Here is a 24,898-nt window from a genome sequence, read left to right as displayed (position 1 = left end):
TTAAAACCCTCCATTTATTTAAACTATCTTAACTCTTCCATTTACTATATCTATCTTACCTTTGCTTATTAAATCTATAGCTTTTGGTAATAATATATGTTCAAATTCTAAAACTCTTTTTTGAACATCTTCTGCATTATCTTCAAAATAAACTGGTACTACTTCTTGAAGAATAATAGCACCTCCATCTACTTCTTCATTAACAAAATGAACTGTACAACCTGTATATTTAACTCCTGATTTTATAACAGCTTCATGTACCTTTATCCCATACATTTTAGGCCCACAAAATGATGGTATTAAAGATGGATGAATATTTATTATTTTATCTTTAAATACTTTTAGAATTTCCCCATTTAATATTGAAAGATATCCTGCTAAAACTATTAAATCTACTTTTCCTTTTGTAAGTTTTAATATTTCATCACATGTTTTATCCCCATGTTCTTTTCTAGAAACTACATATGTTTCTATTCCACATGATTTACCTCTCTCTAATGCATATATATCTTCTTTACTTCCAATAACCATTTCAATTTTACAGTTTAATTTACCATTATTAATATTATCTATTATAGCTTGAAGATTAGAACCTGAACCTGAGGCTAGTACTGCTATTTTAAACAACAGCCTTCACCCCCAGATATTATATAACCTATTTCATAAGCTCTTTCGCCCATTTCCACTAAAGCTTTTATAATTGCCTCTACATCTTTCTCTTTTACACAAAGAACAAACCCTATACCCATGTTGAAAGTATTATACATATGATCTTTATCTACACCTTTTTCAATGATTTTTTCAAATACTAAAGGTAGTGGATAACTATCTTTATTTATTACTGCTGTTAGATTTTCTCCATTAAACATTCTTGGAACATTTTCTATAAATCCACCACCTGTTATATGAGCCATTCCATTTATTTTAAAGTTTTCTAATAATTTAAGAATTGGCTTTACATAAATTTTTGTTGGAGTTATTAATGTTTTCCAAGCTTCTTCTTCACCTAAGTTTTCATTTAAGTTAGTAAAAAGCTTTCTAACTAATGAATACCCATTTGAATGTAATCCTGAAGATGAAATTCCTATAAGCTTATCTCCTTCACTTATATTTTTTCCATTTATTATTTTATCTTTATCAACGATACCTACTGCAAACCCAGCCATATCATATTCTCCGTCAGCATAGAAACCTGGCATTTCTGCTGTTTCTCCTCCTACTAAAGCACAATCTGACATTACACATCCATCAGAAATTCCTTTAACTAAATCTGCTGCTACTTCAGCCTCTAGTTTTCCACAAGCTATATAATCTAGGAAAAATAAAGGCTTTGCTCCATGACATAAAATATCATTTACGCACATAGCAACACAATCTATTCCTACAGTATCATATTTTTTAGTTTTAAAAGCTATTTCTAGTTTAGTTCCAACCCCATCTGTACCTGAAACTAATACTGGTTTTTCATATCCTGATGGAAGTTCTACCATTCCTGCAAAGCTTCCAAGTCCATTAAGTACATATTCACTCATTGTTCTCTTTGCATATTCTTTTATAAGCTTAACTGACTTATATCCCTCTTCTATATTAACTCCAGCTTCTTTGTAAGTTATCATCTCTAAACACTACCTTTCATTTTCAATTGGTGTTGCCACTGGATAAACTCCATTAAAGCATCCTACACAATATCCTGAATTTTCTTTAAAACATCTATACATACCCTCCATAGTTAAGTATCCTAGACTATCGCTTCCTATCATTTCCCTTATTTCTTCTACACTTCTTTCTGAACCAATTAGTTCACTTCTATAAGGAGTATCTATTCCAAAATAACATGGATATTTAACTATTGGTGAAGCTACTAAAAAGTGTACTTCTTTAGCTCCAGCTCTTCTTAAAGATTCAACTAAATGTTTTGATGTTGTTCCTCTAACTATTGAATCATCTATTAATACAACTCTTTTTCCATTTACATTAACCTTTAGTGGATTTAGTTTAACTGCTACTGCTCTTTCTCTAATTTCTTGAGATGGAGTAATAAAGGTTCTACCTACATATCTATTTTTAACAAATCCAGTATCATAAGGTATTCCTGATGCCTTTGCATAACCTATAGCAGATGGTATCCCAGAATCCGGAACTGCAACTACTAAATCTGCATCTACTGGATGCTCTCTAAATAACTGCTCTCCAGCTTTTACTCTTGATTCATGTACATCTAAACCATCTATTGTTGAATCTGGTCTTGCAAAATATATATATTCAAAAGCACAAGTTTGACATTGTGTATTTTCTGAATATCTATATGAATTAATTCCAGATTCATCTATTATTACTATCTCTCCTGGCTCAATATCACGAACAATCTCTGCACCAATTGCATCTAAAGCACAGCTTTCTGATGAAAGTATATATCCATCTTCCATCTTTCCAAGACATAAAGGTCTTATTCCATGTGGATCTCTTACACCTATTAACTTATTTCCTGTTAATATCACCATTGCAAAAGATCCTCTTATGGCTTGTATTGCATCTAGAACTGCCCTCTCTATTCCTTTTTTTGCACCTCTTGCAATTAAGCTTGCTATAACCTCTGAATCTATTGAAGTATGAAAAACATGTCCTCCATCTTCGAGTAATTCTCTTATAACTTCTGCATTTACTAATGTTCCATTGTGTGCCATTGCTATTGGACCAAGTTTACTTTGGCTAAGTAATGGTTGTGCATTTTCAACTCTTGTATCTCCTGATGTTGAGTATCTTACATGACCAACTGCTGCAAAGCCTTTAAGCTTTGATAAACTATCATTGGAAAATGCTTCTGTAATAAGCCCCATACCTTTATGCATATTAATTTCTGTACCATTAGAAACTGCTATTCCAGCACTTTCTTGACCTCTATGCTGAAGTGCATACAAACCATAATATGTTATTTGTGCAACATCTATTTCTTTATTTGTATATACACCAAATACACCACATTCCTCTTTAAACTTATCATTACTTGGATCTAAAGTTATGTCTAAGTTATAATTCATATCCTTTTAAAACCCCCGTCTTCCAATTTACATTCAATTATTTAGTAATTCTATTTAATATCTCTACATATGCATCTTCAACATTTCCCAAATCTCTTCTAAATCTATCTTTATCAAGTTTTTCTCCAGTTATTGCATCCCAGAATCTACAAGTATCTGGTGAAATTTCATCTGCTAAAACTATTTCTCCATTATATCTACCAAATTCTAATTTAAAATCAATAAGATTAATATTTTGTTTTAAAAAGAATTCTTTTAGTAAATTATTTATTTTTGCAGTCATTTCATATATTTTATTTAACTCTTCAAAGGTAGTTGCTCCTATAGCTACTGCATGATAATCATTTATTAATGGATCTCCAAGTGAATCATCCTTATATGATAATTCAAATACTGTAGTCTTAAGTTCAAATCCTTCTACAAGACCTAATCTTTTAGCCATTGACCCCGCTGCTACATTTCTTACTATTACTTCTAGAGGTACTATTTCAACCTTTTTACAAAGTTGTTCTCTATCATTTAATTTTTTAATAAAGTGGGTTTTTACTCCATTTTCACTTAGCATTGTAAAAAGACTTGATGTTATAGCATTATTTAAAACTCCCTTATTATCTATTGAGCCCTTCTTTTCTCCATTAAAAGCTGTAGCATCATCCTTATAATAAACTATTACTTCATCAGCCTTATCTGTAGCATATATTTTCTTTGCTTTACCTTCATACATCATTTCTAATTTTTCCATTATAAATCCACTCCTTGCCCATTTTCCTCAACAAATTTTTTCTTCATATCTAATCTAAATTGTTTTAATTTTTCTTTTAAAGATATATCTTTTATTGCAAGCATTTGTACTGCAAGCATTCCCGCATTATAACTGTTATTTATTCCAACTGTTGCTACAGGAATTGATTTTGGCATTTGAACTATTGAAAATAATGCATCTAATCCTTCAACTGCACCTTTTATAGGAACTCCTATAACTGGCATTGTTGTTTGAGAAGCTATAACTCCTGGCAGATGTGCTGCAAGTCCTGCTCCTGCTATTACAACTTCACATCCATTTTCTTCTGCTTCTATTAATGTTTCTGTTAATTTTTCTGGTACTCTATGAGCTGATAAAACATAAGCCTTATATTCTACTCCAAATTCCCTTAAGCAATTTGCAGCTCCCTTCATTACTTCTGTATCTGACTTACTTCCAAAGAAAATTGCTACCTTCACCTTATTTCCTCCTTGCTATTTAAAATAATTAACACCTGACTTAAATATTTTTTGATCAAAGTTTCCTGGAATATTTTTATATAAATTTTCTCCTATTCTTTCTGAATGCCCCATCTTTCCTAAAACCCTTCCATCTTTGCTTGTTATTCCTTCTATTCCAAGCATTGAACCATTTGGGTTATATGGCATATTCATTGAAACTTCTCCATTTTCATCAACATATTGTGTAGCTACTTGTCCATTTTCTATAAGCTCTTTTAATAACTTTTCTGGTGCAACAAATCTACCTTCTCCATGTGATATTGCTACTGAATGAATATCTCCTAAAGTTACACTACTAAACCATGGTGATTTATTTGAAATAACTTTTGTTTTTACTATTGAACTCATATGTCTATTAATTTCATTATAAGTTAATGTCGGCATATCCTCTTCTATATCAACTATTTCTCCATATGGAACTAAACCTAATTTAATTAAAGCTTGGAAGCCATTACAAATCCCTAACATTAAACCATCTCTATTTTGTAATAGATCCATTACAGCTTCTTTAATTCTTTCATTTCTAAATACAGTTGCTATAAACTTTCCTGAACCATCTGGTTCATCTCCAGCCGAAAACCCACCTGGTAGCATTATTATTTGACTTTCTCTAATAGTTTTTTCCATTTGAATAATTGAATCATTTAAAGCTTCTTTACTTATATTTCTCAAAACTACTTCTCTTACTTCTGCTCCTTCATTTCTAAAAGCTCTTGCAGAATCATATTCACAATTTGTCCCTGGAAATACTGGTATAAATACTCTTGGTTTTGCTACCTTTGCTTTTGGAATTATTATTTCTTTCTTGTTATATAAAACTGTTTCTATTTTTTCTACTTTATCTTTTGTTTTTAATTTAAACACCTTAGATAATTTTTCTTCTAATGTGTTTTCTAACTTTTCTAACTCTAAATTTAAATCATAATCTTTTGAAATTATAGCCACATTTTTTATTGTATTACCTATTACTTTATAAGCGCATCCTTTAAATTCCTCTTCTATATTTACATCTTCTTTAACTTCTAAAACTAAACTGCCATAATTTAATCCAAATAACTCTTCTTTAGTTAAGTTTTCAAAGTTAACCCCAATTCTATTTCCTAAAGCCATTTTGGTAAGGGCTTCAGCTACTCCACCAAACTTAACTGTTGATGAAGATATTACCTTTTTCTCTAAAATCAATTTATAAATTCTATCTAAATTATTTTTAAATCCTTCAATATTTAATGTCATATCTTTATTTTTTTCACTTATTAAGAAAATAATTTTTGATCCTATTTTCTTAAATTCTGGTGAGATTATATTTTCTGCTTTTTCTACTCCTACTGCAAAAGCTACTAATGATGGTGGAACATCAATATCTTTAAATGTACCTGACATTGAATCTTTACCACCTATTGCTGGAATATTTAAATCAATTTGAGCTTTATACGCTCCAAGTAAAGCTGCGAAAGGTTTTCCCCACCTTTTTGGTTCTTTTCCTAATCTTTCAAAATATTCTTGAAGGGTAAGCCTTGCCTTTTTATAATTCCCCCCCATTGAAACTAATTTTGTTACTGCTTCAATAACTGAATAATATGCCATGTGATATGGGCTCCAAAGTCCTAAGTCTGGATTAAACCCAAAGCTCATTAATGTTGCATCTTTACTTTCACCATTTAACACTGGTATTTTTGCTGCCATTCCTTCTGCCGGTGTTTTAGCATATTTTCCTCCAAATGGCATAAGTACTGTTCCAGCTCCTATAGTTGAATCAAACCTTTCAACTAGTCCTTTTTGTGATGATACATTTAATTTATTTAATGTTTTTATCCATTCTTTAGAAACATCCACATCTCCTACTGAAAAAGGATATTCTTTTGGTGCTATAACTTCTACCTTAGTAATTTGTCTTGCTCCATTTGTATCTAAAAATTCTCTTTTTAAATCAACTATTTTTTTGCCTCTCCAATACATTCTTAGTCTTTCTGTATCTGTAACAGAAGCAACTTTAATAGCTTCTAAATTTTCTCTCTCTGATAATTCTATAAATCTATCTACATTTTCTTTATCAACTACAACTGCCATTCTTTCTTGTGACTCTGAAATAGCAAGCTCTGTTCCATCTAATCCTTCATATTTCTTTGGAACTTTATCTAAATCTATATCTAAACCTCTTGTTAATTCTCCAATTGCAACTGAAACTCCACCTGCTCCAAAATCATTACATCTTTTTATCATTTTAGCTACTTCTGAGTTTCTAAATAACCTTTGAATTTTTCTTTCTGTAGGGGCATTACCTTTTTGAACCTCTGCTCCACACTCATTTATTGAATCTTCTGTATGCTCCTTTGATGATCCAGTTGCTCCACCTAATCCATCCCTACCAGTTCTTCCACCTAAAAGTATTACTATATCTCCATTTTGTGGTTCTTCTCTAACTACATTTTCTTTAGGTGCTGCTGCTATAACAGCTCCAACTTCCATTCTCTTTGCAACATAGTTTGGATGATAAATTTCTGAAACTTGACCTGTAGCTAGTCCAATTTGATTACCATATGAGCTATATCCATGAGCTGCTCCAAGAGTTATAGTTCTTTGTGGAAGTTTACCCTTTAATGTATTTTCAACTTTTTCTGTTGGATCAGCTGCTCCAGTAACTCTCATTGCTTGATATACATAAGTTCTGCCTGATAGAGGGTCTCTAATAGCCCCACCAAGACATGTAGCTGCCCCACCAAAGGGTTCTATTTCAGTTGGATGATTGTGGGTTTCATTTTTAAACATTACTAAATATTCTTCATTTCCATTAGTTGTTTCTATATTAACTTTAATTGAACATGCATTAATTTCTTCTGAAATATCAAGGTCATCTAACATACCTTTTTTTCTCATTTCCTTCATTGTAATTACTGCTATATCCATTAAGGTTCTATCTCTATTAGTTTCACCATAAACATATTCTCTTGATTTTAGATAAGCCTTATAAGCTTTAATTACTGGAGTCGTGTATATTCCTTCTTCAATCTTTACTTCTTCAATTGCTGTTGAAAAAGTAGTGTGTCTACAGTGATCTGACCAGTATGTATCAATTACCTTTATCTCTGTAATACTTGGATTTCTTTCTTCGTCTTTAAAGAAATCTCTTATCATCTTTATATCTTCAAAACTCATAGCTAACCCTAACTCATTATAAAAAGCTTCAAGTTCTTCATCGTTTTTATCTATGAATCCATCTAAAATCTCTACATCTTTAGGCTTTGGAAGCTCTGATGAAAGTTCTAGTCCATATACATCTACCTCTCTTGAATCTACAGGATTAATATAGTAACCTTTTATTCTGTTTACTTCCTCAACAGTAATATTTCCCTTTAAAACAATTATTTTTGCATATTTAACTTCTATCTTTTCATCAGCTGTTAAAAGCTGATAACACTCTGAAGCTGAAGCCGCTCTCATATCATACTGTCCTGGTAAATATTCAACTCCAAATGCAACCTCTGAAGATTTAATTTCTAATTTATTTTCATATATATTATCTACCGTTTTTTCAGAAAAAATAGTATAAAGAGCTTTTTTATAAAACTCATCATTGATTTTTCCTAAAGTGTACTTATTTATAAGTCTAACGTCTTCTAAAGCATTTATTCCTAAATTAGTTTTAAAATCTTCTAGTAAACTTTTTCCCTCTACATCAAAACCTTTCTTCTTTTCTACGAATATGCATCTTGCACTCAACATACACTACCTCCAAAATTAAATTATAGGTTCTGTCCTTTTACCATTTTAATAATACGAATGTTTTACATTATTTATGACTTTTATTTCGTATCTTATATTTAAAGATTACCATTTAGCATCTCCAATGTCAACTTTATTATAATAAATTATCCATATAATTCGTATTATATCGAACTATATGGATATATATTTTCATTTTTATTCGTTTATTAAATATTTCATATGATTTTATAATAATATTTAATAAATATTATTATATTAATGTAAACAATAAAATATTAAATTATTTTTTAAGTAAATCATATATATTTTGAGAGTTTATTTATATCATAAAATTACATTATAAAATCTTATATACTAAAAAAGACTGTAGGTAAACCTACAGTCTTAATCAACAAAAACTATCTTCTGTTGTTTTGTGCTTTTCTTGCTCTTCTGCAATCGATGCATCTTACTGGTTCGTTATCGAATCCTTTTTCTTTGTAGAATTCTTGTTCTCCAACTGTGAATATGAATTCCTTACCGCAATCTTTGCATATGATCTTCTTATCTTCCATTTTAAATCCTCCATCTTAAAGACTAATATAGTACCAACCAATCTCTATAATGGAGAAAGCTAATTTCTATTCAATCTTTAAACAATATTTTTCGTGTCTTTCGACTACTATTTTATAATATCACATTTAATTTAAAATTTCTACTCTTTTCTTTATTTATTTTTAAATTATTTTACAAAGAAAAAAATACCGGTAGATAATCTACCGGCAAAGAAACCTACGTAACCCTTTCGAGTTATTACTATTCTTATCATCTTTGATGTTTTTTATTCTTATTATTTACTTCCTTTAAGCATTTCTCCTATTGCAGCTATACTACCTAAAGATGATAAAGTTTCATTTGGTAATATAAGCTTATTAGCTGGACTATTAGCCATTTCCTTAAGAGCTTCAACTTGCTTAAGAGCAATTACTGTTTCATTAGTTCCTGATTCTATAATAGCTTCATTTACTTTTCTAATAGCTTGTGCTTCTGCTACAGCTATTTCTTCTATAGCTTTAGCTTTACCTTCTGCTTCTAATAATTGAGATTCTTTTAAACCTTCTGCTCTTCTAATATTTGCTTCTTTTTCTGCTTCTGCTGCAAGTATCTTTGATCTCTTTTCTCCTTCAGCCTTTTCAATTTGAGATTGTCTTAAACCTTCTGCTTGAAGAATCATAGCTCTTTTATCTCTTTCTGCTTTCATTTGTTTTTCCATTGCTTCTTGAATTTCTGTTGGTGGTATTATATTTTTAATTTCTACTGAAAGAATCTTTATACCATATGCATCTGTAACTTCATCAATAATACTTAAAAGATCTTGGTTTATCTTATCTCTTCCTGATAAAACTTCATCTAAAGTCATATTACCTATAATATTTCTCATATTAGTTGTTGCTGAATATACAATACCTGATCTATAATCTTCAATGTTATAAACCGCATCTCTAGCATTTAAAAGTTTGTAGAAAATAACATTATCTACTGATATTTTAACATTATCCTTAGTAATAACTGATTGTGGTGGTACATCTAAAATTTGTTGTTTTGTTGAAATTTTCTTTCTAACAAAATCAACAAAAGGAATTAAGAAGTGCCATCCTGGCTCTAAAGTTTTTTGGTATTGACCAAATCTTTCTACTACGTATAAATAACCTGTATTAACAATTTTAATTGATGATAGAATTAGTATTAATATAAATAATAACACAACTCCTAAGATTATAAGTCCCATAAATTTTTCCATATTAACTTTCCTCCTCTTTCTTTACAATTAATTTATTTCCTTCTATTTCTGTTATTTTAAATTTTTCTCCTTTTTTAATTTCTCCTCCTTTATTTTTTATTGTCCAATAAATCCCATCAACTTTCACTCTTGATTTTTCTTTTATCCCCTCTTCTGCAACCATAACTCTACCTATATATTTTTCTTCCATTAAAGGTGTATGTGTTACTGAGGATTTAAATTTCTTTCGTGCCCAAGGATATCCAACTGAAACTGTAATTATACTTACAACTAAGAAAGTTACAATTTGTACACCTACTGATGCCCCCAAAAGATCTGCTAACATTGCAATAAATGCTCCTAATGCAAACCATACAAATAAAAAACTACTTGTTGCAATATCTAAAACTATTACCGCAATTGCTAATAAAATCCAAAAAATTAATGAAGCCAATTAACATCCCTCCCTTTTTTTATTTATTATACCATTTTTTTCTAAAGATATTAATATTTTATGTATAATATAAATTAATTATACCATACACCTTACATTATTACAATATTTCTTTTAACTCTTTATATGGTTTTTGTTACTATTTATTGTTTTTTTCCATTATTTATCTCTACTTATCTCTGTTTCTCATTGATTTTCTAAGGTTTTCCTTTTATTATTTATTTGTAGGTATTTTTTTCGCTATTGGATTAATACTAAAATAAATACTTTAGAAAATTGAAAGATTTTCAATTATATAATGATTGGAGTAGATTTTATGAATTTTATAAAGGTTTCAGCAGCTTGCCCTATTACCAAAGTCGCTGATATAGATTTTAACTTACAAAATATTAATATTTGCATAGACAAAGCTGTAGAAGAAGGATCCAAAGCAGTAGTATTTCCAGAACTTTGCGTTACCTCTTATAGCTGTGGAGATTTGTTTATGCAATCTCAATTATTAAATGGAGCTATTAGATCATTAGAATCTATCACTAACAAAAGTAAAAATTTAGATATTTTAATTTCTATTGGTGCTCCTCTTTTACTTAATAATATTTTATATAACTGTGCTTATGTAATTTTTGATGGAAAAATTCTTGGTATTATACCTAAATCATATATTCCTAATTATAGTGAATTTTATGAAAAACGTTGGTTTAGTGAAGGTCTTGGAATTATAGATGAAAAAATTGATTTACCATTCCAAGAGGATATTCCTTTTGGAACTAACTTAATATTTACTTGTGGAGAATATAGATTTTCATTTGAAATCTGCGAAGATCTATGGGTTACTATTCCACCAAGTTCATACCTTTCACTTTTAGGGGCTAATATTATAGGAAACCTTTCAGCATCTAATGAATTAGTTAGTAAAATGGAATATAGAAAAAGCTTAATAGCTAACCAAAGTGCAAGGTCAATGTGTTCTTACATATATTCTTCTGCTGGAGTTTTTGAATCAACAACAGATTTACTTTTTAGCGGACATATGATAATATCTGAAAACGGATCATTATTAAAAGAAAATGATAGATTCCAAAGAGAAAATGAAGTTATTTCTTCTTGTGTTGATATTTTTAGGTTAAATAGTGAAAGAATGAAGAACTTAAGTTTTAGAGATAGCAACAAAATAGTTCCTTTTGAAGCAAATAATATTAAGTTTAAATTTAAAGATATATCTATAAAAGATTTTGATAGATATATCGATAAACATCCTTTTGTTCCATCTAATGAAAAACAAAGAGAAGAAAGATGTAAAGAAATATTTAATATTCAAGCTTCAGCTCTAGCTAAAAGATTTGAACATACTGGATTAAAAAAGGCTGTTATAGGTATTTCTGGAGGTCTTGATTCTACTCTTGCCCTTCTTGTTATTGTTAAAACTTTTGAGCTATTAAAAATAGATCATAAAAATATAGTTACAATTACAATGCCTGGCTTTGGAACAACAGATAGAACCTATAATAACGCTTTAACATTATGCAAAGAGTTAAATTGTGACTTAAGAGAAATAAATATAGTTAAAGCTTCTCTTCAACATTTTGAAGATATAGGTCACGATAAAAATATACATGATGTAACTTATGAAAATGTGCAAGCAAGAGAAAGAACTCAAATTCTTATGGACTTAGCAAATAAAGAAGGTGGTTTATTAATAGGTACTGGTGACCTTTCCGAGTTAGCTCTTGGTTGGTGTACTTATAATGGAGATCATATGAGTATGTACTCTGTTAATCCATCAATTCCAAAGACTTTAGTTAGATATCTTGTTAGGTATGTAGCTGAAAAAGAATCTTCTAAAGAGGTAGCTGATACATTATTAGATATTTTAGATACCCCTGTTAGTCCAGAATTATTACCAAAAAGCAAGGATGGAGAAATTACTCAAAAAACAGAAGATATAGTAGGACCTTATGAATTACATGATTTCTTCTTATATCATTTTATAAAGCATGGATCTTCTAAAGAAAGAATATTATTTTTAGCACAGCAAGCCTTTAAAAATGATTATAGTAAAGAAGAAATTCAAAAATGGCTTGATAAATTTATATATAGATTCTTTACCCAACAATTTAAAAGAAGCGCATTGCCTGATGGTCCAAAAGTTGGTAGCATATCCTTAAGCCCTAGAGGTGATTGGAGAATGCCATCTGATGCATCTTTTAATTTATTTAAATAGACTTTAATTGAAAAAGCAAGTTATCTGTATTTTACAAATAACTTGCTTTTATTATACTAATCTTACTTCCTTTAATTTTTCCTCTACTAATTCTATTAATTTAATTTTATCTTCATCATTATTAACAACATCCATAATATCCATATCTATTATAATTACTTCTGATGCCCTATAATAATTTTGTACCCAAGCATCGTAGTCTTTCCATAAAAAGTGATAGTATTCTTTTAAACTCTCATCTATTTCAAACTCTCTTCCTCTTAATGCAATTCTACTTAATACAGTTTCAAATGACCCTTTTAAATATACCATAACATCTGGTGCCTTTTTAGGAAGCTCTTTAAGCTCTTCTAACATATTATTTAAAAGATCTTCATAAATCTCCATTTCTAATTTATTTATTCTTCCAAGCTCCATATTTTTTTTCGCAAAATACCAATCTTCGTAAATAGATCTATCTAAAACATTATTGTTATGTACTAGAGCTTCCTTTATGCTTTTAAATCTTGTGTTTAAAAAGTATAGCTGTAATAAAAATGGATATCTATTCTTTTGTATTTCTTCTTCTGTTTCGCTATAAAACAAAGGTAATATTGGATTATCATCAACACTTTCATAAAATACATCTGATTTAAAATGTTCCCCTAAAATTTCTGCAACTGAGCTTTTACCTAAACCTATCATACCACCAACTACTATCAACATGATTCACCTATCCTTCTCTTTTGTCCTATTTATATTACATATTTTTTTATATATATTCAAGTCTTGACAATAAAAAATATACTATATATAGTATTTGCAAATAGCATTTAACTACATATAGTATATTTCCTTAATTACTTTTGTTAAGTTTTTGTTAATAGAATTTAAGGTTTATTATTAACAATCTTATGTATTAAACTTAAATTTTAAGTTTAATTTTTCTGTCTTCTTTATTAAATATCCTTTATATCTAATGATATTTCGATATTTTTATTTTTGGGCTCTAGCTTTGTTATAGTTACTCCTGCAGCACTTAATAATCTTTTAGATGCCTTAACCATATCAGTATCTGCATATTTGTCTGATAAGTAAATAACCTCTTTAATGCCAGATTGTATAATGGCTTTAGCACATTCATTACAAGGAAATAATGCAACATATATTTTAGAAGAAAAAAGATTACTTCCTCTACTATTTAATATTGCATTTAACTCTGCATGAACTACATAAGGGTATTTAGTTTCAAGAACTTCACCCTCTCGTCCCCAAGGAAACTCATCATCTGAACATCCTCTTGGAAGACCATTATATCCTTGACTTAATATTTTATTTTCTTTATCAACTATACAAGCTCCAACCTGGGTCGTAGGATCTTTACTTCTTTTGCCTGCTAAAATAGCAACACCCATAAAGTATTCATCCCATGATATGTAATCTTTTCTTTTATTCATAATCTACCTCATTATAAATATATTTTAGATATATTATATATCATGAAATGATTTTAAGGAATTATATTATAAAAGTTCTTTTCTTAATTCATCTGCTGTTTTTGGTGAAAGATAAGAATATGGTATATCTAATACTGTAATTGCTCCTCTTTTTCCTTCTTTTGATAATCTATATATAGCTCTAGCATATGCTATTAATACACTTGAAGTAAACTCCGGATTACTTTGTAAATTTAAAGAGAATTCTATTTTTTGCTTATATCCACTACCTGTAACACCAGTTCTAATTACAAACCCACCATGAGGCATTCCTGAATGATTTAACTTCAATTCCTCTTCTGAAATAAAATTAACTATTGTATCATATCCTACAAAATAGTTTTCCATTGTCTTTATTTCTTCTTCAATTTTATTTTTATCTGCTCCGTCTTCTATAACAACATAACATACACGCTCATGTTGTTCCCTTGGTTTAAACTCTGGACATTCTCCTACTCTTACTTTTTCAAGGGCACTTTCTATTGGAATAGTATATTGAATTGCATTTTTAACACCATTTATTCTTCTAATTGCATCTGAATGTCCTTGACTTACTCCAGATCCCCAAAAAGTATAATCCTTTCCTTTAGGTAATACTACTTGACCAATTAACCTATTTAATGAAAATAATCCCGGATCCCATCCAACAGATATTACACTTAATGTATCAGAATTTTTAGCTACATTGTTCATTTTATCAAAGTATGCTGGTATTTTTCCATGAGTATCAAAGCTATCTACTGTATTAAACATTTCTGCTACCATTGGTCCTTGTTTTTCTAAATCCGTTGCAGAACCGCCACATAAAATCATTACATCTATTTTATCTTTATATTTAGAAATATTTTCTATTGAGTCTATTTTAGTTCCAAATGTTTTAACAGTCTTTATATCTCTCCTAGTAAAAATACTAACAATTTCAATGTCATTATTTTGAGTAATAGAATTCTCTATTCCTTTTCCTAAATTTCCATACCCAACAATTCCAATTCTAATTTTATTACTCATTGCATTCACCTTCCCAATACACTTTATTACACATTTAATTTTACCACACAACTGTATATATGTTAATATTTGTTATTTTATTATTGAATCTAAAAATTCTTTTAAAGTATCCTTATATAGTTTATTATTAGTTGCATATGCTTCTACATGTTTAGCTCCATCAACTAAAAGAAGTTTATCTAAATTCCCTCCCTTAGAATTATACATTTCTTCACTCATCTTATAAGGTACAAGATTATCATTTGTACCATGTATAAATAATACTGGAACTTTACTATTTTTAATATCATCTATAGGTGATACTAGATTCATATCAAACCTACATATTTTTTTTAACCTTCTATTTAATAATATATATAGGGGAAAAAATGGAGCATTACTTTTTTTAAATTGTTCCTTTATTATCTGCCTTCCATTTGAATATGCACAATCAGCAACTATAAAATCTATTTTATCTTCATACTTTCCTCCATACATTAATACAGTTGCTCCACCCATAGATTGACCGTGTAATCCTAATATTCCATCATTCCCTACTTTTTCTCTCATTAAATCAACCCATATATCTAAATCTTCTCTTTCTTTATATCCATAGGTAACGTATTTTCCATCACTTTCACCATGACTTCTCATGTCTATTAGTAAAGCATTAAAACCTTCATTAAAAAATAATTCTGCAAATTGAAGACATACATAATGATTTGCAGAATATCCATGATGAATTATAACTATTTTTTTAGAGTTGTTATTAACATTATAGAAGAATCCTTTTAACTTATATCCATCACTACTATTAATAATAATTTCATCATATTTCAAGTTTACATATTTTTTAAAATCATTGTTATATCTTGATTTTAATTCCTTTATAATTATCTCCTTATCTTTTCGCTTTCTTAAAATTGTCTTCTTAAAAGCTTTATTTACTGCTAGATGCATAAATTCTGCTATAGCTATAATTATAAAAGTGATAATTATAAAAGTGATAATTAAAAATGTCATACAGTACTCCCCTTCCCCTTAACTACTATTTATTGATATAATAACATTTTTAATATTAATGTAAAATATTTCTTAATAACTTTATATAATAGTTATTTTATTTATTATATTTAAAAAGGAGTAAACTACTTACTTTTGTAGCTTACTCCCTAGTTATCATCTAATTTGATTTAATTTGGTCTAAATATTGAGCTGCACTTAAAGCTGCAATATTTCCTTCTCCAGCAGATTTTATATATTGATAAGGCTTACCTACACAATCTCCTGCTGCAAAACATCCTGGTATATTTGTTCTCATTAATCTATCAACACCTATGTGATTATCTTCTATTTTTAATCCTGGAACTAATTGACCTGGTGATATAGAATCCTTTAATACAAAAATCCCATCTGTTTCTAATTCTCTATTTTTTAGAATTAATTTTTTCGCCTTAAGATCACCAACTATTTCTTCTGGTTTATCTTCAATTACTTCTATACTTCCATTTAGATTATAAGGACCTTTATACATAGGAATATAATATACAAGTTCTGCAAGTTCGCTAACAAAGCTTGCTTCTTCTTCAGCTTCTTTATTGTGTCCTATTATTGTAACTGTTTTTCCTTTATATAAAGGAGCATCACATGTTGCACAATATCCAACACCTTTTCCTAAATATTGCTCTTCGCCTTTAATAGGTCTTGTATATTCAACTCCTGTTGCTAAAATTATAGATTTAGCTTCATAAGTTTTATCATTTGCCATTAACGCAAAATAATCACCCATGGCATAAATGCTATTAATTCTTTCTGTTGTAACCTCTATGTCCATGGCATTTAAATGAGCTTCAAACTTATCTTTTAAATTCTCTCCAGTCATTCCAAAGAATCCTAAATAATTGTTAACTTTAGGTGCTTTAACTAATTTATTAGTTAAATTTTTATGTCCAAAAACTATAAATTTCTTGTTTCTTATTTTTGCATTTAATGCAGCAGATAGTCCTGCTGGACCACTACCTACAATTGCAATATCATATCTTTCTTCCACAGTTTCACCTTCTCTTTTTTTATAGGTGTTTAATTACAGCAGCTTTTAATGCGTCTTTTGGCATAAAACCTACTAATGTTTCTACTGGTGCTCCATTTTTCATTATCATTAATGTTGGAATACTTGCTATTTGATATTTATTTGCTAGATTTGGATTTGCATCTACGTCTACTTTTACAAATTTAGCATTAGTTACTTCCTTAGCCACTTCTTCTAAAACAGGAGCAAGCATTTTACAAGGACCACACCATGTTGCCCAAAAATCAACTAAAACTACTCCTTTATAATTTAAAACCTCTGCATTAAAATCTACTTCTGATACATGTTGAACCATATAAATTTACCTCCTACTATACCCCTTAGGGGTATTAAATCATGATTTAATTTTACACATATTATGCTTTATCGTCAATAGGTTACTTTTTAGTACTCTATTTATTTTTTCCTAATAAATTAATTTTATTAAAAAACTTTAATATTCTACTTTTTTAAATTTAAAAATTGTGCTTCATATAACTCTTTATATTTTCCACCTTTAGCTAAAAGTTCTTCATGACTTCCCTTTTCTTCTATGCCTTTTTCCGTTAATACTAATATTTCATTTGCATTTTTTATTGTAGATAATCTATGAGCAACTACTATAGTGGTTCTTCCCTTACAAAGTTCTTCTAATGATTTTTGTATCATGTATTCAGTTGTATTATCTAAAGCTGAGGTTGCTTCATCAAGTATTAGTATTGGAGGATTCTTTAAAAATACCCTTGATATAGATATTCTTTGTTTTTGACCTCCTGATAACTTAACTCCTCTTTCTCCTATAAAGGTGTCATAGCCATCTTTTAAACTCATAATAAAATCATGAATATTTGCTCTTTTAGAAGCCTCTATGATTTCATCATCTGTAGCATCCTGCCTTCCATATAAAATATTTTCTTTTATTGTTCCTGTAAATAAAAATACATCCTGTTGTACAATACCTATATTTTTTCTTAATGATTCTAATGTACTATAGTATATGCTTTTTCCATCTATTGTGATATCACCATCTGTAACATCATAAAATCTAGGTATTAAATTACAGAAGGTAGTTTTTCCTCCACCTGATGGTCCTACTAAGGCTAACATTTTTCCTGCTTCAATATTTAAAGATATCCCCTCTAATATATTGTTATCTTCATAACTAAAATGAACATCTTTAAAGTTTATTTCACCCTTAACTTTTTCAAGATTAAATGCACCGTCTTTTTCCTTCTCTTCCTCTTCTTGAATAATAGATAAAAATCTCTTAAAACCTGTCATACCATTTTGATATTGCTCCATAAATGAAACTAACTTTTTAATTGGCTGAGTAAATAACTTAATATATAAAAGATATGCTAGAAAATCTCCAATATTAATAACTCCATTAAAAGTAAATATTCCTCCTGCTATTAAAACTACATAATCTAATAAATCTATTCCAAAGTTTACTCCTGCAAAATATTCTGCCATAACTTTATAAGCTTTTCCTCTTGCAACTCTAAATTTATTATTTCCTTTTTGAAATTTTTCTATTTCATGATTATGTGATACAAATGCTTTTGTAATTCTTATACCTGAAATTGAGTTTTCAAGTGTTGAATTTACGGCAGATGTTTCTACTCTAGTTTCCATGAAAGCATTTAACATTTTATTTTTTTTCTTCCATGTAAATAAAACTATAAAAGGTATAAATGCAAATATAATAATTGTTAAAGATATGTTAATAGTACATAACACAGTGAATGAACCTATAAGCATTACTATTGATATAAATAAATCTTCTGGGCCATGATGAGCAAGCTCTGATACTTCCATTAAATCATTAATCATCCTACTCATTAAATCACCTGTTTTATTATTATCAAAATACGAATTAGGTAATTTTTGAAGCTTAAGAAACATGTCTCTTCTCATATCAGCTTGCATTGAAACTCCCATAACATGTCCATAATATTGCATAAAATATCCACAAGCCGCTTTAATTAAATATATAGCTAAAAGTGATACTGCAAAAACTAAAAGCATTCTTATATTTTTATTTGGAATACTATCATTTACTAAAGTTCTTGTCATCATTGGATAAACAAGATCACAAAGTGCTGCGACAAATGCTACAAACATATCAAAAAAGAATAATTTTTTATATGGTTTGTAGTATCTAATAAATCTTTTTACCATAACTAACCTCCATTTAAAGTAATATTATATTATTATATGCTAGTAGATATTTCTTTTCAACTAATAATATTTATTAGTTATATTTATATATAATATAATTATCTTTTATTAGGAATAATGGTTAAAGACTTAAAAGCAAATCTTTAACCATTAGTACTTTATATGTAATTTATAATAATACTATCTATATATGTCTACTATTAATCCTTGAATTTCATCTATTGATGCTGCAATATTTAAGTTTTCTGACTCTTCATTTAACATAGCTTGAGTTAATTCCTCTAATTTCCCATCTATTGTATCTACTGTTACAAAATATTGTGTTTGCCAAAAGCTTATATCTTTTTTTGTATCATACATAAACTTTAATATAGATTCTAAATATTCTTTTATCATTTTTTTATATGCAATTACATCTCCATAAGTTTTTGTAACAACCAATCTATTTCCTCTTTTTTTTATATCTTCTATCATTTTTCTTAGTTGCTCTTCTGATTTTCTTTCTCTAGCTTGATTAAAACTTTGTGAAAAATCTCTTTTTTCAGATATAATTTTTCTATCTTGCTTTATTGGACTCTTTCTATTTACTCTTCCTATTTCCATATTTTCCACCCTTTCTCTACCTCATTATACCAAAGCTACATTAATTCAACTAGTAAAAATATCTATATAATTTATTTTACTTTTTTTACTAGGTATGAACTGATACAAAATTATTTATGCTATACTTATAGTAGATTTTTATTTTACATTATTTACTAGTTAGGAGGTATTCAAATGTGGTTCAATAAAAGTTCTGAAGAAATTGTACAAGAATTAAATTCAAATATTCTAAATGGACTTTCTTCAACTGAATCTAAATTAAGGCTTGAAAAAGATGGGCCAAACAAGCTTGAAGGAAAAAAGAAAAAATCTATGCTTGCCCTTTTTTTTGCCCAAATAAATGATGTCATGATCTATATACTTTTAGTAGCAGCAGCTATTTCGGCTTTTATGGGTGAAATTAGTGATGCTATTATAATCCTTATTGTAATTTTAGTTAATGCAATCATTGGTGTTGTTCAAGAATCAAAGGCTGAAAAAGCTTTAGAAGCCTTGAAAAATATGTCAACACCTAAAGCTTTAGTAAAAAGAGATGGAGAAATAATAGAAATCCCATCCGAAGAAGTTGTTTTAGGTGATATAGTGGTAATTGATGCTGGGAGATATATTCCTGCTGATTTACGTCTTATTGAATCTGCAAACTTAAAAATTGAAGAATCAGCCTTTACAGGTGAATCTCTTCCATCTGAAAAAGATACTAATATTATTTCTGTTTCAGATGAAGTTCCTATTGGGGATCAACACAATATGGCTTTTATGTCTACTCTTGCCACTTATGGTAGAGGTCTTGGTATAGTAGTTGGAACTGGAATGAATACTCAAATAGGAAAAATAGCTAAAATGCTTGATGCAGAAGAAGATGATTCTACTCCTCTTCAAAAGAAACTTGCACAACTTGGTAAAACATTAGGTTTTGCTGCTGTTGGTATTTCAATAATTATGTTTGTTGTTTCAATGTTTCAAGGAAGAAACTTTATGGAAATGTTTATGACATCTATAAGTTTAGCCGTAGCTGCAATTCCTGAAGGCCTTCCAGCAATAGTTGCTATAGTTTTAGCACTTGGTGTTCAAAGAATGATAAAGGAAAATGCTATTATAAGAAAATTACCCGCTGTTGAAACATTAGGTTCTGTAAATATTATTTGTTCAGATAAGACTGGAACATTAACTATTAACAGAATGACTGTTAAAAAGTATTATGTAAATGGTCAACTTAAAGACTTAGATTCAATTGATATATCCAATAAAGAAAGTAAGCTTTTAGTAGATGGAATGGTATTATGTAATGATGCTACCTCTAAAGGTAATACTCAAACAGGAGATCCAACTGAAATTGCTCTTATAGATGTAGGTAATAAATTAAATATCTTTAAAGATGAGTTGAATTTATCTCATCAAAGAGTAAATGAAGTTCCTTTTGACTCTGATAGAAAGCTTATGAGTACAGTTAATAAATATGATAAAGGATATTATGTATTTACTAAAGGTGCTATTGATAGCATATTAAAAATATCTAATAAAATTATTTTAAATGGAGAAGTTAAAGACTTTACAAAGGAAGCTAAAGATACAGTTTTAAATGCTTCAAATGAAATGTCTGATACTGCCTTAAGAGTACTTGCTTTAGCTTATAAAGAAATTGAAAATGAACATGTTTCTATTGATTCATTAGAAAGTGATTTAATTTTTATTGGCTTAGTTGGTATGATTGACCCTCCTAGAGAGGAAGTTAAAGCTTCTATACAAACAAGTAAAAGTGCCGGCATTAGAACTATTATGATTACAGGAGATCATAAAAATACTGCCGTTGCAATAGCAAAAGAACTTGGAATAGCAGATGATATTTCCCAGGCAATGGCTGGAAGTGAAATAGATTCTTATTCTGATGAAGAATTTACTAAAATAGTTAATAATTATAGAGTATTTGCCCGTGTATCTCCTGAGCATAAGGTTAAAATAGTAAAAGCCTTTAAATCTTATGGAAATATAGTTTCTATGACTGGTGACGGTGTTAATGATGCTCCATCTTTAAAATCTGCTGATATTGGTGTTGCTATGGGTATCACTGGTACAGATGTTGCTAAAGGTGCTGCTGATATGGTTTTAACAGATGATAATTTTACAACTATAGTTAAAGCTGTTGAAGAAGGTAGAAATATATTTAATAATATAAAGAAGTCAATTATGTTTTTACTTAGTTGTAATTTAGGAGAAATTGTTGCTTTATTCTTTGCAATACTCCTTAATTGGCCAGCCCCATTACTTCCTATCCACATACTTTGGGTAAATCTAATTACTGATAGTTTCCCAGCACTTTCTTTAGGAGTTGACCCTGGAGATCATAGTGTAATGGATCTACCTCCAAGAAACCCAAAAGAAAGTTTATTTGCAGGTAGAATGGGTAAACTTCTTATTGTTAATGGTCTATTAATAGGTGCAACTACTTTATTTGCTTTTGTACTTGGTGAATATTTATATCCAGATTCATTAAGACATGCTCAAACCATGGCATTTGTAGTATTAAGTGTTTCTCAACTTTTCTTCTCTTTAACAATGAGAAGCGAAACAAAGTCATTATTCCAAGTTGGAATATTTAAAAACAAATGGCTTATCGCATCACTTGTTTTTGGTATCGTTATTCAACTTGCAATAATTTCAATACCTTTTACAGCAAATGTATTTAAAGTCTATGCTTTAAGCCTTAAGGATTGGTTAGTTGTAATAGGTATTTCACTAATACCATTTGTTATTAATGAAATAATTAAAGTTTTCTTTAGGATAAATGATAAAAAAGAAAAGTAATTAAAAAATAAAATGAGATTATATTATAAACAATTATCTATAATATAATCTCATTTTTTATATGACATTTTCTTCAAATATTAATCCTTCTAATAACTTTCCTTTTTCCATTGAATAAATTTTATCTGCTACCTTTTTAGCAAAATTCATATCATGAGTTATAATAAGCATACTCATACCATCTTTACTTAAACTTCTTATAAGATTTGCTACTTCTCCTGTTAAACTTGGATCTAAAGCTGATGTAGGCTCATCAAAACACATAAGCTTTGGATTTAATGCTAATGCTCTTCCAATTGCAACTCTTTGTTTTTGTCCACCTGATAACTCACATGGATAGCTTTCACCTTTATCATTTAACCCTAGAAATCCTAATATTTCTCTTGCCTTTTTAATTGCCTCTTCCTTACTTTCACCTAGAACTCTTTGTGGAGCTTCTATAATATTTTCTAAAACGCTCATATGAGGAAAAAGATTAAAGTTTTGGAATACTAATCCGATTTCTCTTCTTGCTTCATTAAAAGCTACTTTATCTACATATTTTCCATTTTCACAAAGTTTTTTACCATCTACTTCTATAGTTCCACTATCACAAAATTCTAGTCCATTTACACATCTTAACAAAGTTGTTTTACCACCGCCAGAGGGACCTACTATTACTAATATTTCTCCATTAGCTATTTCAATATCTACACCTTTTAAAACTTCATTTTTACCAAAACTTTTTTTAAGATCTTTTATTTTCAACATATTAGCCCCTCCTTAATTGTAATAATTGAACTTTTCTTCTACCTTTTCTAATATCTTAGTTAATAATCCATTAAACAATAAATATACTACTGCAACAACAACAAATGGCATTATTGAAGATAATCTATTTGAAGCAATCTTTGCTACTTTTAAAAGTTCATCCATACCAACTACATAAACTAAAGCTGTATCTTTTACAAGTGTAACTACTTCATTAGCTACTGGTGGAAATATCTTTTTTAATGATTGCGGCATTATTACTCTAAAAAAAGTATCTTTTTTACTTAGTCCTAAAACCTCTGCTGCCTCAAATTGCCCTTTATCTATTGAAAGTATTCCAGCTCTAAATATTTCTGCAAAGTAAGCCCCATAATTTAATACCATTGCTAATATTGCTGCTGGAAATCTCGGTATTTTTATTCCTATTAACGGAAATCCAAAGAATATAAATAGTATTTGTAATAAAAGAGGAGTTCCTCTAAGTATTAATACATATAACCCTGTTATTGATTTTAATAATTTTATTTTAGATATCCTTCCAAGTGATATAAGTATACCAAGTGGTATAGATAATATTAAAGTTAATGCAAATACTTCTAAAGTAACCTTAAGCCCTTCTAATATCTGTGGTATAAGGCTTGATATATCATTTATTAATGTCATTTCTACTCCTCCTTTAATTACATATCTCTATTTATTTGCTATTATATCGTCTCCAAACCATTTCCTTGATATTTCTGCTGCTTTTCCTTCTTTAACTATTTCTTCAAAAGCTTTATTAAAGGCTTCAACTAGCTCTTTATCATCTTTTCTCATACCAACTCCATAGCTTTCTTTTCCAAAATCTTCTGTTAAAACTTTATATTTATCAGAACCTCTTTGTTTTATATAATATTTTGCTAATATTTCATCAGCAACTACAGCATCTAATCTTCCTGCCTCTAAATCCATTAAAGCTTCATTATTTGTGTCAAAAGTTACTATTTTGCCATCTTTAAATGTATCTACTCTATCTCCATCTGATTCAATCGCATCAGTTGCACTTGATTGATTTTGTGCTCCTACTACTTTATCTTTTAAATCATCCTTTGAATTAATTTTTGAATTTACAAGAGTAATAATAACTTGTCTATTATTTAAGTATGGTCTAGAAAATTCAACCTTCTCTTTTCTTTCTTCAGTAATACTATAACCATTCCATATAAAATCTATATTTCCATTATTTAATTCAGTTTCCTTCATACTCCAATCAATTGGTTGAAACTTAATTTCCTTTCCAAGTTTATCCCCAATTGCCTTTGCAAGTTCTATGTCAAATCCAACTATTTCTCCATTTTCGTCCTTAAAACCCATAGGTACAAAAGTATCATCAAATCCTAATACTAATTCTTCTTTCTCCATTGAGTTTTTAATTTTATTATTTCCACATCCAACAAGTCCAAATGCCATAGCCCCTACTAAAGCAAATGTAAATATACTTTTTATTATTTTTTTCATTTTAAAATCCCCCTTTTATTTATCACTTTATCTATTTATTACTTTATCACAGTAAAGTAATAAAGTCAATATTTTAT

Annotated in this window: 22 protein-coding genes; 2 read left to right on the top strand and 20 right to left on the bottom strand. The window is 28.9% G+C overall.

The genetic code is table 11. From position 1 onward, the window contains the following. Nucleotides 1-18 precede the first annotated feature (18 nt). From purN to ACYQ1T_RS11655, 9 genes are all read right to left on the bottom strand, one after another. On the bottom strand, nucleotides 19-627 hold the full coding sequence (gene purN, locus ACYQ1T_RS11695; RefSeq protein WP_459834911.1) for a phosphoribosylglycinamide formyltransferase: 609 nt from the start codon (nucleotides 625-627) through the stop codon (nucleotides 19-21). Further along, the gene (purM, locus tag ACYQ1T_RS11690) at nucleotides 615-1,616 is read right to left on the bottom strand and encodes a phosphoribosylformylglycinamidine cyclo-ligase (protein ID WP_459834909.1); all 1,002 of its coding nucleotides are present in this window, start codon (nucleotides 1,614-1,616) and stop codon (nucleotides 615-617) included. Before purM ends, purN begins: the two co-directional genes overlap by 13 nt. A gap of 9 nt (nucleotides 1,617-1,625) precedes the next feature. Then, entirely contained in the window at nucleotides 1,626-3,038 is a 1,413-nt protein-coding gene (gene purF, locus ACYQ1T_RS11685) for an amidophosphoribosyltransferase (RefSeq protein WP_459834907.1), read from the bottom strand. A gap of 37 nt (nucleotides 3,039-3,075) precedes the next feature. Then, entirely contained in the window at nucleotides 3,076-3,780 is a 705-nt protein-coding gene (purC, locus tag ACYQ1T_RS11680) for a phosphoribosylaminoimidazolesuccinocarboxamide synthase (protein ID WP_459834905.1), read from the bottom strand. Further along, nucleotides 3,780-4,259 (bottom strand): 5-(carboxyamino)imidazole ribonucleotide mutase, encoded by a 480-nt coding sequence (gene purE / locus ACYQ1T_RS11675; RefSeq protein WP_459834903.1) that lies wholly within the window; start codon nucleotides 4,257-4,259, stop codon nucleotides 3,780-3,782. Before purE ends, purC begins: the two co-directional genes overlap by 1 nt. Before the next feature lie 15 nt (nucleotides 4,260-4,274). Then, complete coding sequence (locus ACYQ1T_RS11670) at nucleotides 4,275-8,021, bottom strand: phosphoribosylformylglycinamidine synthase (RefSeq protein ID WP_459834901.1); 3,747 nt, start codon at nucleotides 8,019-8,021, stop codon at nucleotides 4,275-4,277. A gap of 401 nt (nucleotides 8,022-8,422) precedes the next feature. Next, a complete protein-coding gene (locus tag ACYQ1T_RS11665) occupies nucleotides 8,423-8,578 on the bottom strand; it encodes a zinc-ribbon domain-containing protein (RefSeq protein WP_016207039.1) in 156 nt (51 codons plus the stop codon). Nucleotides 8,579-8,853: 275 nt separating this feature from the next. Beyond that, a complete protein-coding gene (locus ACYQ1T_RS11660) occupies nucleotides 8,854-9,804 on the bottom strand; it encodes an SPFH domain-containing protein (protein WP_459834897.1) in 951 nt (316 codons plus the stop codon). Nucleotide 9,805: 1 nt separating this feature from the next. After that, the gene (locus ACYQ1T_RS11655) at nucleotides 9,806-10,237 is read right to left on the bottom strand and encodes an NfeD family protein (protein ID WP_459834895.1); all 432 of its coding nucleotides are present in this window, start codon (nucleotides 10,235-10,237) and stop codon (nucleotides 9,806-9,808) included. A 316-nt stretch (nucleotides 10,238-10,553) separates the two neighbouring features. On the opposite strand from ACYQ1T_RS11655, the gene ACYQ1T_RS11650 reads away from it, so the two are divergent. Next, nucleotides 10,554-12,458, top strand: coding sequence for an NAD(+) synthase (locus ACYQ1T_RS11650; protein WP_459834892.1), 1,905 nt, complete (start codon nucleotides 10,554-10,556; stop codon nucleotides 12,456-12,458). 51 nt (nucleotides 12,459-12,509) lie between these two features. On the opposite strand, the gene ACYQ1T_RS11645 is transcribed toward ACYQ1T_RS11650, so the two are convergent. The 8 genes from ACYQ1T_RS11645 to ACYQ1T_RS11610 all read right to left on the bottom strand — a co-directional run bounded on the left by ACYQ1T_RS11645 (nucleotide 12,510) and on the right by ACYQ1T_RS11610 (nucleotide 19,772). Further along, on the bottom strand, nucleotides 12,510-13,163 hold the full coding sequence (locus ACYQ1T_RS11645; RefSeq protein WP_459834890.1) for a deoxynucleoside kinase: 654 nt from the start codon (nucleotides 13,161-13,163) through the stop codon (nucleotides 12,510-12,512). Between the two features lie 233 nt (nucleotides 13,164-13,396). Next, nucleotides 13,397-13,894 carry a deoxycytidylate deaminase gene (locus ACYQ1T_RS11640; RefSeq protein WP_459834887.1) on the bottom strand — a complete coding sequence of 166 codons (498 nt, stop codon included), beginning with the start codon at nucleotides 13,892-13,894 and terminating at the stop codon, nucleotides 13,397-13,399. Nucleotides 13,895-13,960: 66 nt separating this feature from the next. Then, a complete protein-coding gene (locus ACYQ1T_RS11635) occupies nucleotides 13,961-14,941 on the bottom strand; it encodes a diaminopimelate dehydrogenase (RefSeq protein WP_459834884.1) in 981 nt (326 codons plus the stop codon). A gap of 72 nt (nucleotides 14,942-15,013) precedes the next feature. Further along, nucleotides 15,014-15,943, bottom strand: a complete 930-nt coding sequence (locus ACYQ1T_RS11630; RefSeq protein ID WP_459834882.1) for an alpha/beta hydrolase — start codon at nucleotides 15,941-15,943, stop codon at nucleotides 15,014-15,016. A 160-nt stretch (nucleotides 15,944-16,103) separates the two neighbouring features. Continuing rightward, nucleotides 16,104-16,970, bottom strand: a complete 867-nt coding sequence (locus ACYQ1T_RS11625) for an NAD(P)/FAD-dependent oxidoreductase (protein ID WP_459834879.1) — start codon at nucleotides 16,968-16,970, stop codon at nucleotides 16,104-16,106. 19 nt (nucleotides 16,971-16,989) lie between these two features. Further along, nucleotides 16,990-17,304 carry a thioredoxin gene (trxA, locus tag ACYQ1T_RS11620; RefSeq protein WP_459834877.1) on the bottom strand — a complete coding sequence of 105 codons (315 nt, stop codon included), beginning with the start codon at nucleotides 17,302-17,304 and terminating at the stop codon, nucleotides 16,990-16,992. Nucleotides 17,305-17,450: 146 nt separating this feature from the next. After that, nucleotides 17,451-19,169 carry an ABC transporter ATP-binding protein gene (locus ACYQ1T_RS11615; RefSeq protein ID WP_459834874.1) on the bottom strand — a complete coding sequence of 573 codons (1,719 nt, stop codon included), beginning with the start codon at nucleotides 19,167-19,169 and terminating at the stop codon, nucleotides 17,451-17,453. 180 nt (nucleotides 19,170-19,349) lie between these two features. Next, nucleotides 19,350-19,772: a YaaR family protein gene (locus ACYQ1T_RS11610; protein WP_459834870.1), complete on the bottom strand. Its 423-nt coding sequence runs from the start codon at nucleotides 19,770-19,772 to the stop codon at nucleotides 19,350-19,352. Nucleotides 19,773-19,946: 174 nt separating this feature from the next. On the opposite strand from ACYQ1T_RS11610, the gene ACYQ1T_RS11605 reads away from it, so the two are divergent. Then, complete coding sequence (locus ACYQ1T_RS11605; RefSeq protein ID WP_459834867.1) at nucleotides 19,947-22,574, top strand: calcium-translocating P-type ATPase, PMCA-type; 2,628 nt, start codon at nucleotides 19,947-19,949, stop codon at nucleotides 22,572-22,574. A gap of 57 nt (nucleotides 22,575-22,631) precedes the next feature. On the opposite strand, the gene ACYQ1T_RS11600 is transcribed toward ACYQ1T_RS11605, so the two are convergent. Genes ACYQ1T_RS11600 through ACYQ1T_RS11590 form a run of 3 tightly spaced genes read right to left on the bottom strand, consistent with a single transcriptional unit; the run spans nucleotide 22,632 to nucleotide 24,821 of the window. Further along, entirely contained in the window at nucleotides 22,632-23,324 is a 693-nt protein-coding gene (locus ACYQ1T_RS11600) for an amino acid ABC transporter ATP-binding protein (protein WP_459834865.1), read from the bottom strand. 12 nt (nucleotides 23,325-23,336) lie between these two features. Continuing rightward, nucleotides 23,337-23,978 (bottom strand): amino acid ABC transporter permease, encoded by a 642-nt coding sequence (locus ACYQ1T_RS11595; protein WP_459836525.1) that lies wholly within the window; start codon nucleotides 23,976-23,978, stop codon nucleotides 23,337-23,339. Nucleotides 23,979-24,014: 36 nt separating this feature from the next. After that, a complete protein-coding gene (locus tag ACYQ1T_RS11590; RefSeq protein WP_459834863.1) occupies nucleotides 24,015-24,821 on the bottom strand; it encodes an amino acid ABC transporter substrate-binding protein in 807 nt (268 codons plus the stop codon). Nucleotides 24,822-24,898 lie beyond the last annotated feature (77 nt).

Source organism: Clostridium carnis, from assembly GCF_054657435.1.
The sequence above is the reverse complement of the archived record's forward strand: the minus strand, read 5'-3'. Positions and strand labels throughout refer to the sequence as shown.